This is a genomic window from Saccharomonospora saliphila YIM 90502, from assembly GCF_000383795.1.
GTDB classification, from domain to species: Bacteria; Actinomycetota; Actinomycetes; order Mycobacteriales; family Pseudonocardiaceae; genus Saccharomonospora; species Saccharomonospora saliphila.
Genome location: NZ_KB912712.1, coordinates 51,701 through 63,435, shown reverse-complemented (window position 1 = coordinate 63,435; position 11,735 = coordinate 51,701). Strand labels below are relative to the sequence as shown.

Sequence of the window (11,735 nt, the reverse complement as noted above, 5' to 3'; positions counted from 1 at the left end):
CGGCCGCGCTCCCGGCACGCGCCGGACCGTCCTCGGCGCCCCGCCGAAGGTCTCGGCCGAGGTCGACGGCGCGCTCGTCCGGCTGGGCCTCGTGCTCAGTGTCCGGTTCGGCGCGTCGGTGCCGTCGGTCACCGACGCCGTGCGCGACCGCGTCCGCGAGCGCGTGACCGGGTTGACCGGACTGACCGTGACCGAAATCGACATCGAGGTCACCGAACTGGTGACCCGTGCCGAGCGCGCGGCCCGCACCGACTAGGCCGAAAGGACCCGTTCGTTGAGAATCGCCAACCGGCTGCTGACGGCGGTGCTGAGCCTGGTACTCATCGCCGCGGGCGTGCTGCTGATCATCGAGGTGGTCGCCGCGGGCGTCGGCGCGCAACCCGTGGTGTGGGACTGGCGTGCGCTGCACCGCTGGGCCGACGACACCGCGTGGCAGGACGGCGTCGTCCAACTGATCAGCCTGATCCTGCTGGTGGTCGGCCTGGTGCTGCTGCTGGCCGAGCTGAAGCGCCCGCGTCTGGTCCGGTTGCGCGCCCGGCCGATCGGCGAGCCGTCCGAGGCCCGCCCGGTCGACACCGCCTACACCCGGCGGGGCGTGGCCACGGCGGTGCGCTCGGCCGTGGCCGACCTCGACGGCGTCCGCTCGGCCCGCGTCTCCGTCAAGCGCCGCGTCGTCCGGGTGACGGCGAAGACCGCGAGCCACGACCGCGCCTCGGTCCAGGAGCTGCGCCGGGCGGCGGACGAGGCCGCGCGCGCACGGCTCGCGGATCTGGACCTGCGGTCGGCACCCTCGATCAAGATCCGCACCAGGAGCGTCTGATGCACGCCGACCGCACCAACCGGACCGTCCTGCTCGTCCTCGCGCTGCTGCTGCTGGCCGCGGGCGGGTTCGCAGGCGCCGCCTCGATCGGCCTGTTCGGCGAGGCCACGCGACGGCGCATGCTGACCGACAACGTGGTCGCCGAGTTCATCGGGCGCAACGGCGCCTGGTTCTGGCCGGTGGCGGCCGCGGTCGCCGTGCTGGTGGTACTGCTGTGCCTGCGCTGGCTGCTGGCGATCCTGTTCTCCACCGACCGCACCGGTGACCTGCCGGTGTCCGGCTCCGGCCCGGGACGCACCACGCTGTCGTCGAGCGCCGTGCCGAACGCGGTGAGCGAGGAGATCGAGAGCTACCACGGGGTCGACTCCGCGCGCGCCCGGCTCGTCGGCCCGGAGGAGCGCCCCACCCTCGTCGTCACGGCGACCCTCGAAGAGGGCGCCGACCTCGCCGCCCTGCGGGAGCGGATCGAGACCGAGGCGATGGCACGGGCCCGCGCCACACTCGACCGCCCGGACCTGCCCATCCGCCTCGACCTCGTGGTCAGCCCCCGCCGCACGGCCCGCGCCACCTGAACCCCTCCCCGCCCCTTTTGGCGTGTCGTCAAGGCCTCCTTACCTGCGTTGAGCGCAGTAAAGGAGGCCTTGACGGCACGCCAACACAGCCGTGAGCGCGCGAGGGTGTTCTACGCCGAGGTCGGGTTGCCGTCCCGGTCGGCGCCAGCGAGCCAGTGATCGGCCCACTCGTTGAGCGCACGCACGGCCCGCTCCAGGTCACGCCCTTTGGTCGTCAGGTGGTACTCGATGCACACCGGTGACTCGGGGATCACGGTCCGGTCGACGATGCCCTCCGCTTCGAGTTCCCTGAGCCGGGTGGTGAGCATCTTGTCCGTGAGGTCGGGGATCGTGTCGCGGATCTGGGAGAAGTGGGTGGCTCCGTGCAGGAGCGCACGGATGATCGCGCCGGTCCATCGGCGCCCGACCAGCTCGGCCGCTCGGTGGTAGTGCGGGCAGAAGGCCGCGTCGTAGTCGTATCCACCCATACGGGACACCATACCGAAGTGAAGCGACTGATTGCATGACAGCGACTTACCTTAATATAGTCACTAACTAGAGATTGGTGATCGAAGTGAGGTGAGCATGACAACGGTCGAGTCGTCCGCACCGCCACCACCGTCCGCTCCGTCCGAGCGGGCGTCCTGGCAGGCATGGTCGCGCGTCGCCGCCGTGGCCGTAGGAATCTTCGCCATGGTGACCGCCGAGCAACTTCCCGTCGGGTTACTGACCTCGGTCGGGTCCGAGCTCGCGGTCTCCGCCGGGACCGTGGGACTCACGGTGACCGTTCCGGGAGTGGTCGCCGCGATCGCGGCGCCGGTGATTCCACTCGCGGTGGGCACGCTCGACCGGCGGGTGCTGCTCGTGGCGCTCGTGGCGCTGTTGGCGCTGGCCAACCTGGTCTCCGCGCTGGCGTCGAGCTTCCCCGTCCTGCTCACAGCGCGCGTCCTCGTCGGCATGACCATCGGGGGATTCTGGGCGATCGCGGGGAGCGTGGCGACCCGGCTCGTCCCGCCTCACCAGGTGGCGAGGGCGACCACGGTGATCTTCAGCGGAGTCGCCGCCGCCAACGTCTTCGGCGTTCCGGTGGGCACGGTGCTCGGCGACCTCGCCGGCTGGCGCACGGCCTTCGCCGTCCTCGGTGCGCTGTCCGCGCTCGTACTGGTGTCGCTCACCCTCCTGTTGCCCCGGCTCCCGGCCACCGAACCCGTCCGTGGCCGCCAACTGCTCCGGCAACTGCGGCACCGACCGGTCCTGGCCGGTGTGATCGCCACCTTCCTGCTGGTCACCGGGCATTTCGCCGCCTACACCTTCGTCAGCCCTGCCCTCCAGATGATCTCGGGAATTCCCGGTGGAGCGATTGGTGCGCTCCTGCTCGCCTACGGAGCCGCCGGCATCGTCGGCAACTTCGGAGCCGGTATCGCCGCGGGCCGATCCGTCCGCCGCACCGTTCTCGCGATCAGCCTCGTTCTCGCCCTCGTCCTGGTTCTGTTCCCCGTACTCGGCGGAACAACGTCCGCGGGGATCACCCTGCTCGTGCTGTGGGGGCTGGCGTTCGGCGGTGTGTCGGTGAGTTTGCAGACGTGGATGCTCAAAGCCGCACCCGCCGACACCGAAGCGGCGTCGGCGTTGTGGGTGTCGATGTTCAACCTTTCCATCGCGCTCGGCGCCCTTGCCGGCGGCACCGTGGTCGACGCGAGCTCGCCTGCCGGCGCGCTGTGGCTCGCGGGCGGCCTCGTCGCGCTCACCCTGCTGGCGGTCCGGAGCACCCGAGGGGCCCGGCTGGACTGACCCGGGCGACCACCGAAAGGAGACTCGGGATGAGCGAGTCACAACCCAGCACGCGGATCACGGCGGACGATCTGCGTTACCTCGGCCGAACACTGCGCGGATCGCTGCTGCCCGCCCGCACCGGGGCGGACGCGGGATTCAACCGGATCGTGACCGGCCGCCCCTCGGCGGTGGTGCGGGCCGTGAACCGCACGGATGTCCAGACCTCGGTCCGCTGGGCGGCGGACCGAGGCCTCCCGATCGCCGTCCGAGCCACCGGACACGGGAACGCGGTACCCGCCGACGGAGCCCTGCTCGTGGAGACCTCGGCGATCAACGGCGTACGCGTCGATCCGCGTACCCGTACCGCGCATGTCGAGGCGGGGGTGCCCTGGGCCACCGTCGTACGGCAAGCCGCCAGACACGGACTTGCCCCGCTCAACGGCGCTGCTCCCACCGTCGGGGTGGTCGGCTACACACTGGGTGGCGGCCACGGTCCGCTCGGCCGGTCCTACGGCTACGCCGCCGACCGGGTTCGCGACCTCGAACTGGTCACCGCCGACGGAGTGGCCCGGGCTGCCTCCCCGGATCAGGCCCCGGAGTTGTTCTGGGCCGTGCGTGGTGGGAAGGGCAATTTCGGCGTGGTCACCGCGATGACCATCGATCTGTTTCCCGTGCCCGGCTTGTACGGGGGTGGACTGTTCTTCTCCGGCGACGACGCGGCTCGGCTCCTCCGTGCATGGCGCGATTGGACGGAGCACGTCCCGGATGCCATGCAGTCCAGCGTGGCCCTGATGCGCTCCAGTGACGACGCGCGTCTACCTCGCCCCGCGAGGGGACGCTTCCTCGTCCACGTTCGCATCGCGTTCAACGGCCCCGCGGACGAAGGGCGGCGATGGACCCGGCCGCTGCGCGGGAGGACGACACCGCTCGCGGACACGGTGACCGAGATGCCTTACAGCGACGTCGCCCGCATCCACAACGATCCCACGCGGCCAGGACGCTATTCCGAACGCTCGGCGCGGCTGTCACGGCTCGACGACACCGCGGTCGACACGATCGTCTCCTTCGCCGCGACCGGCGACGTCCCGGCGATCGAGGTCCGCCACCTCGGCGGGGCACTCGCCCGCCCTCCGGAACACGCCAACGCGGTGCCGTTCCGGGACACCGCCTACACAGTGTTCAGCGGAATCAGGGTGGAGCCTCGCGAAGCCGGGGACACGGACGACCGGCAGCGACGGCTGGTCGAGGCGCTGGAGCCGTGGCGTCACGGCGGCCCCTTCCTGAGTTTCATCAGCTCAAGGGAAGCCTCGGCCGGCCAGGTGCGCGCTGCCTACGACACGGACACCTACGGCGAGCTGGTCCGCGTGAAGCGGCACTACGACCCGGACAACCTCTTCCGGATCAACCACAACATTCCACCGGAGGCAGCCACGTCGTGACCGTTGTCACGGCTCAGGGTGAGAGGCGCCGGTGACGTCCGCGACCAGGCTCATCAGTCGCTCGACGTCGTGGGCCGCGCGGCCCACGAACAGGCCGTCCGGCCCCTTTTGGCGTGTCGTCAAGGCCTCCTTACCTGCGTTGAACGCAGTAAAGGAGGCCTTGACGGCACGGCAACACGACCGCGAGTAGACGCGCTTCACACCGGACGGGGTGGCCGGCCCCGGTCCGGTGTCCGCAAGGCAGCGCATGGAGATCGCCCCTTGTGACCAGGCGGGCTCGCCGCACCCGTTTCCGGGGCCATTCGAGATCAACTCGGTCTCGAGCGACAGTCGAGCCATGACGAGCAACGTGTAACCCGTCAAATGCTGAAAGCAATTTGCGGTCCTGGGGGTCACGCATGAACGTCGAGAACAGCACCATGCCTCGTCACCGGAAACTCGGACGTACAGCGGGGTGCGCCGCGGTGGTCGCGACTCTGGGCGTACTGGGCACGGCCACTCCCGCGGTCGCGTCCACCACGACACCGAGCAGCCCGCGCGGCGAGGTCGGCACCACCATCACCACGGCGAGCGCCGAACACTACGGCGAGCGCACCCTCCAGGGCACGTGGGACGCGGAGGTGCGCACCACCATCCCAAGCGAGGGAGAAAGCACACTCACCTTCCTCGCCGACGGCACACTCGGGCCGCCCGACAGCGGAACGTGGAAGGACGGGCCACACGGCACGTTCACGTTCGATCTCCGATACACCCGTTACGACGAGGACGGCACCGTGATCGGGCACACCGAGGGGCATCAACAGGGGCGCATCGACCAGCACGGGTTGACCTTCCGCTCCGCGGGCACGACCGAGGTCTACGACCTCGAGGGCAACGTGGTTCAACGTTTCGACCTGTTCATCAGCGCGACGCGAGCGGAAGACTGATTGCTCCGTTCGTGCACGATCACAAAGACGACTTGACTTCTTGTTAAGTCGAAGTTTCATCCTGGTCCAGTGACTGGGGAGCACCGCCGCAGCGGCACGTCGGCGACCGAAGGCCGCACGTCCCGTGCCGGACGTGTCGAACCACCGTATGCGCTCGAGCGCGGTGCTCACCTTCGCAGCGACGGGCCGGGAACCGGGTGCGCGGCAGGTCGAGCCGCGCCATACCGGCGCATCGCATCAATCGAACGAAGGACAAAAGGGGAGCCCGCTGTGGGCGAATACGGACCGGCCACTTTCGGTGACGTCACGGCTGACCACTACGACGACTGGGTCACACTCAGCACTCCGGAACGGGAGACCCGAGCGGCGGTAGATTTCCTCGCCGGGCTCGCACCCGGAGGCCGTGCACTCGAGCTCGGCATCGGGACCGGGCGGGTAGGCTTGCCGCTGGCCGAACGCGACCTCGAAGTACACGGAATCGAAGCTTCCGAGAAGATGATCGGTAAGCTGCGTGAGAAGCCGGGCGGTGCGACATTCCCGGTGCACGTAGGAGACTTCGCCGACGTGGCGGCACCCGGCGAGTTCGACCTCATCTTCATCGTATTGAACACGATTTTTAGCCTGACCACTCAGGACGAGCAAATTCGATGCCTCACCAACGTCGCCTCGAAACTGGCTCCGAACGGGATACTGGTCTCTGAAGCACTGGTACCGGATCCCGCACGGTTCGATCGCAATCAGCGGGTCAACGCCAGCCAGATCGAGTCCGACCGGATCAAGCTCGACATCTCCCGGCGCGACCCACTCAGCCAGGTGATCACTTCGTCGCACGTCGTCATCGGCCCACACGACACGACGATGCACACGGTCAAAGCGCGGCATGTTTCACCGGCCGAACACGATCTCATGTGTCGGATCGCCGGCCTCCGCCTCCGCGACCGGTTCGGCGGATGGCGCGGGGAACCGTTCACGGCGACGAGCACCAAGCACATATCCGTCTATGTCAAAACAGATGACTAACGACGCCGAGCCTGTGGCGGGGAGACCGGAACGTCTCGACCCCGCGCTACTCAAGCTCGGTGCCATCATGGTACCGGGTGCGTTCCTCTCGGCTCTGGACACCACCATCGTCGCGGTGGCGATCCACTCCGTCGGCGAACACTTCGGTTCGCCGCTTTCAACAGTGCACTGGGTCACCGCCGTGTACCTATTGGCGCTGTGCGTGTCGATGCCGGCCACCGGCTGGGCCGTCGAGCGGTTCGGTGCACGACGAGTATGGATGACCGGACTGACGATCTTCCTGATCACCTCGCTACTGTGCGCCACCGCGACTTCGGTGACCTCGCTGGTGGTCTACAGAGCGCTCCAAGGACTCGGCGGTGGAATGCTGGCACCGGTCGCGCAGATCATTCTCGGTCGCGCGGCCGGTCCCGGCCGGATCGGCCGCATCATGACCCTGGTCAGTGTTCCGACCCAGATGGCACCGGTGCTGGGACCGACCGTCGGCGGACTGCTCGTGGAGACCATGGGCTGGCGTTGGATCTTCATCGTCAATGTGCCCATCGTGCTGATCGCTTTGGTCGCGTCGTGGTTCGGACTGCCCCGCGAGACCGCTCAACCGGTCAAGCGGCTGGACACGGTAGGCATGCTGCTGTTGGCTCCCGGATTCGCTGCCTTGATCTACGGACTGTCGAGCATCACCGGAAGCGAGGAGGGCTCGCTCGAGGCGGAGGTGACGAGCCCGACGGTGCTGCTCGCACTATCGACGGGTGCCGTGCTGCTCGCGGCCTACGTCGGGCACGCCTTGCGCACGCGCCGCGAACCCATCATCGACATAAGAATCTTCGCGAACGGACGGTTCGCCGCGGCGGTCGCCTTCGGTTTCTGCGCGAACGTGACGATGTTCAGCATGACGCTGCTGCATCCCCTGTACTACCAGCAGGTCCGTGGCGAGGGCGCTTTCGACGCCGGGCTACTGCTGGCACCGCAAAGTGTGGGGATCGTGCTCGCGCTGCTGGTCGCCGGTCCGCTCACCGACCGGCTGGGGCCCCGGACGATCGCGGGCAGCGGAATTCTCATCACCATCCTCGGCCTGCTCGCCTATACCCAGGTCGGTACCGACACCAACGAAGTGTTCCTCGCCGCGGTGCTTCTCGTCGCGGGACTCGGCATCGGCACGGCCACAGTGCCGATGATGACCGCCATCTATCAGATCGGGCTACCACGCACAGCCATACCGCGAGCGACGAGCACCCTCAACGTGGCCGGACGAGTGGGCGGCGCGTTCGGCACGGCAGTCATCGCGGTCACGCTCCAGTGGCAGATCGCGCGGGTCTCTCCCGGAAACGCCGCGGCCGACACCGCCGCACTCGCCGTCGCGTTCGGCAACACATACTGGTGGATCATCGCGTTCAGCCTTGTCGCGCTCATTCCACTGTGGTTCATGCCTCGACGAGTCGTCCGTTCCTCCCCCGATGAATTCACCGCTGACAAGGCGCGACCGAAAGGCGGCGATTGACCTCATGCGATCGATACGGGTGTCCGTGCTCGCCCGTGCCACGACGGCACTGCTGTCCGCGGCCCTCGTCGCGGCACCGTCCGCCCTGGCCCACGAAGCTGACGCCGACCACGGACAGCGCCGACTCTGGGATGATTTCAGCGGCGGTTTCGACTACACCGGCCCGGACGCCAAGTGGACGGTTCCCGCTATCGGGCAGTTCGCGCACGGCGACGGCATACCGACCACCGAAAACGGCACCTTGACCGTGGTTCCCACCGGAGCGCACGGGAACCCGGGTACGCCCGCCTTCGCCTTCACCACCGGACAGCAACGACACGGCGGCGAGGGTGACCTCGACCAGGTGAAGTGGATGGCGATGGCGAATCATACCGCTTCCACCGGGTACAGCGGATTCGACGCTGAGCCAGGCCAGGTCCTGTCCTGTGAGACGACGATGAGCGGGCGCACCTTCGGCACCACCGATCATCCGTTCGGCGAGGCGGTCGGTGATCCGGACGGCGACCTCCGCCTCGCCGCGGCCTCGTTCGTGACACACGACCCGGAAACGCACTCGGTGTTCGACTTCGTGCTCACCAACAACACCCTCTACGCACTGTACGAACGGCTGAAAGAACCCGGAACCGAGCACGCCGGATTCACTTACGCCGTACCGGTCGCCGACCGGAGCCCGCACGAGAAACACACGCTCGAGATCGCACTCGACCGGTCGGCGGGCGCAGTGTCCTGGATTGTCGACGGCCACACGGTGCTGCGCGTGGACGACATCGGCTCGCGAGATCTTGACCCCCGGTATCGGCTGATGGAGCACGGCGGACGCGACGAGACACTTCACCCGCGCCAGCTCGCTTGTGGCTACGGGATGTTCACCTTTCTCGCCGGGTCGGTCGACGGGGGGTCTGGTTTGGTCCGGCTCTCCGACTCACCCGGGTACTACTTCGACACCCGAACCGGTTGGCCCTATCCGCAACGGTTCCTGGACTACCGCAGTCGCGAGTCGAACCGTTTGTGGGGACAAGGAGCCCTGATCGAGGCCGATAACCTGACGGTCATCTCGAAATCTTGATACGATCCAGCGGTCTGCATACGTTTCCTGACGATAGGTCGTACCGCAGACCATAATAGACGTTTCATCAGCCAGAAGAAGGAGATTGTTTTGACACAAGGAAAGAGCGCACTGGTCACCGGAGCGACGGGCGGCCAGGGCGGCGCGGTCGCCCGGGCGTTGCTGGAACGCGGCTGGTCGGTCCGTGCGCTCGTGCGCGACCCGGACAAGCAGGAGGCACGTGAACTCACCACGCTCGGCGCCGAACTGGTGCGTGGTGACCTCGATGACCCCGCGTCGGTCCGCGCCGCGGCCGCCGGGGTCGACGGTGTCTACAGTGTCCAGCCCGCGGACTTCGCGGACCCGCACTCGGGCGTGGAAGTGCGTCAGGGCACCGCGGTGGCCGACGCGGTGAAGGCGAACGGAATCTCGCACTTGGTGTACAGTTCCGTCGGAGGTGCCGAACGCGACAGCGGCATCGCGCACTTCGAGACCAAGCACCAGGTCGAAGACTACATCCGTTCGATCGGCGTCCCCGCGACGATTCTGCGTCCGGTGTTCTTCATGGAGAACTTCCCCTACATGCTCCCTGAGCCGGAGAACGGTGAGCGGGTCGCCCCGCTCGCGCTGGATCCCGGCACCCGGTTGCAGATGATCGCCTTGCGCGACATCGGCCGGATCGCCGCCGAGGCGTTCGACAACCCTGGCGAGTTCATCGGTACCGAAATCGAGATCGCCGGGGACGAACTAGCCGTGACAGAGATCGCCGAGCTTTTCTCCCGCGTCGACGGCGTCCCCACCCGATTCGTGCGGCAGTCTCTCGATGAGCTCCGTGCGGAGGCGGAAGAGGCGGCCAACATGTTCGAGTGGTTCGACACCAAAGGCTACCGCGCCGACATCCCCGCACTACGCCGGCGCCACCCCGACCTGCTCACGTTGGAATCCTGGCTGCGGCAGAACCGGTAAGTGACGACGATGCCCTTCACAGAAGCCGAATACGAGTACCTGACCACGCAGACGATTGGGCGGCTCTGCACTCTCGGCCCGGGAGACCAGCCGCAGTGTCGGCCGATCGTGTACTTCGTCAACCGCGAGCTCGGCACGATCGACATCGGAGGCTACAACAACAGCGACACGCAGAAGTTCCGCAACGTGCGGCGCCATCCGCGCGTGTCGTTGTTGGTCGATGATCTCGCGTCGCGCGATCCCTGGGTCGTGCGCGGCGTCGAACTACGTGGGGACGCGGAGGCTCTGCTCGACGCACCGCCCCCTGCTGAAGGCTTCGGCGCGGGAGTCATCCGCATTCACCCACGGCGCATCCTGTCGTGGGGCATGGACCCGAACGTGTACGGGACCCAGAGCAGAAACGTGAGCTGAAGGGAGAGACCGATGTCGCGGAACCTATCGGGCACGCGGGTCGACCTGTTGTCCTCAGTGAAGCAGGCCGCCGACGTGGCCGGTAGGCACGCCGCTGAGGGCGATGAGGCACGCCGGTTGGCACCCAGCGTGGTGGAGGCGCTCCTGGCGGCGGGCTTTTCCCGCCTGTTCGTCCCTACACGCTGGGGTGGACGTGCGGGTTCGTTCACCGAACTCCTGCACGCGGTCGCGGCCGTGGGGGAGGCGTGCACCTCGGCGGCGTGGTCCGCAGGACTCGCCGCGGGGAGTAGCCGCATGGCGGCGTTCTTGCCTCTGGAGGGACAGTCCGAGTTGTGGGCCGCGAACCCCGACGTTCCCATCGCGTGCGCGCTCAACCCGGCGGGCAGCGCAACGCCCGTCCCCGGTGGTTGGCTCCTGACCGGAGAATGGCCGTACGCTTCGGGTTCCGATTTCTCCGAGTGGGCTCTGCTCTACACGGAAGTGGTCGATGAGGGGGCCGAACGTGGGTTGTTCTTCGCGGTGCCCCGCAGCGCATACCAGGTCCGGGACACCTGGAACACCGTCGGTATGCGAGCGACGGCGAGCAACACCGTCGTCGTGGAGAACATTTTCGTGCCGCGACATCGCACTCTCGACAAGGATTCTCTGCTCCGGGGCGACAGCGTCGGCTCGACCGCGCGGTGTCATACCGTTCCCCATGTCGCGGTAACCGGCCTGTTGTTCGCCGCTCCCGCGCTGGGAGCGGCTCGGGGCATGCTTCGCACATGGACGGCGATCATGTCCACGAAGACTGGCCCGGGAGGGCGGGCGGCACGAGATCGCTCCGCCGTGCAACTGGCACTGACCCGGGCTGAGGGAGAGATCGACGCGGCGTCGATGTTCCTCGAACGAACGGCCCGGGTCTGCGACTCCGCGGAGATCGATTCGTGGCAGCAAGCCCGGAACGGTGCCGACTGTGCTCTGGCCGTCGACTACCTCTCCAGCGCAGTGGATCGTCTGTTCTCCACGTCCGGAACCGCAGGCCAACAACGGGCTACGGCACTGGAACGAGCGTGGCGGGACGTACGAGCGATCGCCAGCCATGCCGCGATGCAGATCGACATGATGGCGGCCCGCTACGCCACCCAGGTCCTGCGCCCGGCCGCCTGAGCAGAGGGCGGCCGATCGTGCCGGCCCCGTGACCGCCGCCAGCGTGGTCACGGGGCGTCGGCCGGACCCGTCACCTCCTCGACCAGGCTCATCAGTCGCTCGACGTCGTGGGCCGCGCGGCCCACGAACAGGCCGTC

Annotated in this window: 13 protein-coding genes; 12 read left to right on the top strand and 1 reads right to left on the bottom strand. The window is 67.8% G+C overall.

Annotated features, from left to right (window positions below):
- The 3 genes from SACSA_RS23620 to amaP form a co-directional block, all read left to right on the top strand.
- On the top strand, positions 1-256 hold a 256-nt coding region (locus SACSA_RS23620), incomplete at its 5' end, for an Asp23/Gls24 family envelope stress response protein (protein WP_019819098.1).
- A gap of 18 nt (positions 257-274) precedes the next feature.
- Positions 275-820 (top strand): DUF6286 domain-containing protein, encoded by a 546-nt coding sequence (locus SACSA_RS0117865; RefSeq protein ID WP_019819097.1) that lies wholly within the window; start codon positions 275-277, stop codon positions 818-820.
- Positions 820-1,392: an alkaline shock response membrane anchor protein AmaP gene (amaP, locus tag SACSA_RS0117860; RefSeq protein WP_019819096.1), complete on the top strand. Its 573-nt coding sequence runs from the start codon at positions 820-822 to the stop codon at positions 1,390-1,392. Before SACSA_RS0117865 ends, amaP begins: the two co-directional genes overlap by 1 nt.
- A 110-nt stretch (positions 1,393-1,502) precedes the next feature.
- Here amaP and SACSA_RS0117855 read toward each other — a convergent pair whose 3' ends face one another.
- Positions 1,503-1,859: a winged helix-turn-helix transcriptional regulator gene (locus SACSA_RS0117855; protein WP_019819095.1), complete on the bottom strand. Its 357-nt coding sequence runs from the start codon at positions 1,857-1,859 to the stop codon at positions 1,503-1,505.
- A gap of 97 nt (positions 1,860-1,956) precedes the next feature.
- Here SACSA_RS0117855 and SACSA_RS0117850 point away from each other — a divergent pair, with 97 nt between their 5' ends.
- The 9 genes from SACSA_RS0117850 (at position 1,957) to SACSA_RS0117805 (ending at position 11,598) form a co-directional block, all read left to right on the top strand.
- Positions 1,957-3,162, top strand: a complete 1,206-nt coding sequence (locus SACSA_RS0117850; RefSeq protein WP_028661998.1) for an MFS transporter — start codon at positions 1,957-1,959, stop codon at positions 3,160-3,162.
- A gap of 29 nt (positions 3,163-3,191) precedes the next feature.
- Positions 3,192-4,583 (top strand): FAD-binding oxidoreductase, encoded by a 1,392-nt coding sequence (locus SACSA_RS0117845; protein WP_019819093.1) that lies wholly within the window; start codon positions 3,192-3,194, stop codon positions 4,581-4,583.
- Positions 4,584-5,047: 464 nt separating this feature from the next.
- Positions 5,048-5,509, top strand: coding sequence for a hypothetical protein (locus tag SACSA_RS0117835; protein ID WP_019819091.1), 462 nt, complete (start codon positions 5,048-5,050; stop codon positions 5,507-5,509).
- Between the two features lie 270 nt (positions 5,510-5,779).
- Positions 5,780-6,529 (top strand): class I SAM-dependent DNA methyltransferase, encoded by a 750-nt coding sequence (locus tag SACSA_RS26930; protein WP_019819090.1) that lies wholly within the window; start codon positions 5,780-5,782, stop codon positions 6,527-6,529.
- Complete coding sequence (locus SACSA_RS23615; RefSeq protein WP_083940297.1) at positions 6,510-8,027, top strand: DHA2 family efflux MFS transporter permease subunit; 1,518 nt, start codon at positions 6,510-6,512, stop codon at positions 8,025-8,027. Before SACSA_RS26930 ends, SACSA_RS23615 begins: the two co-directional genes overlap by 20 nt.
- A 4-nt stretch (positions 8,028-8,031) precedes the next feature.
- Positions 8,032-9,093 (top strand): DUF6081 family protein, encoded by a 1,062-nt coding sequence (locus SACSA_RS0117820; RefSeq protein WP_028661997.1) that lies wholly within the window; start codon positions 8,032-8,034, stop codon positions 9,091-9,093.
- Positions 9,094-9,183: 90 nt separating this feature from the next.
- Positions 9,184-10,038 carry an NmrA/HSCARG family protein gene (locus SACSA_RS0117815; RefSeq protein WP_019819087.1) on the top strand — a complete coding sequence of 285 codons (855 nt, stop codon included), beginning with the start codon at positions 9,184-9,186 and terminating at the stop codon, positions 10,036-10,038.
- Between the two features lie 9 nt (positions 10,039-10,047).
- On the top strand, positions 10,048-10,449 hold the full coding sequence (locus tag SACSA_RS0117810) for a PPOX class F420-dependent oxidoreductase (protein WP_028661996.1): 402 nt from the start codon (positions 10,048-10,050) through the stop codon (positions 10,447-10,449).
- Positions 10,450-10,461: 12 nt separating this feature from the next.
- Positions 10,462-11,598 carry an acyl-CoA dehydrogenase family protein gene (locus SACSA_RS0117805; RefSeq protein WP_019819085.1) on the top strand — a complete coding sequence of 379 codons (1,137 nt, stop codon included), beginning with the start codon at positions 10,462-10,464 and terminating at the stop codon, positions 11,596-11,598.
- The last annotated feature ends 137 nt before the right edge of the window (positions 11,599-11,735 follow it).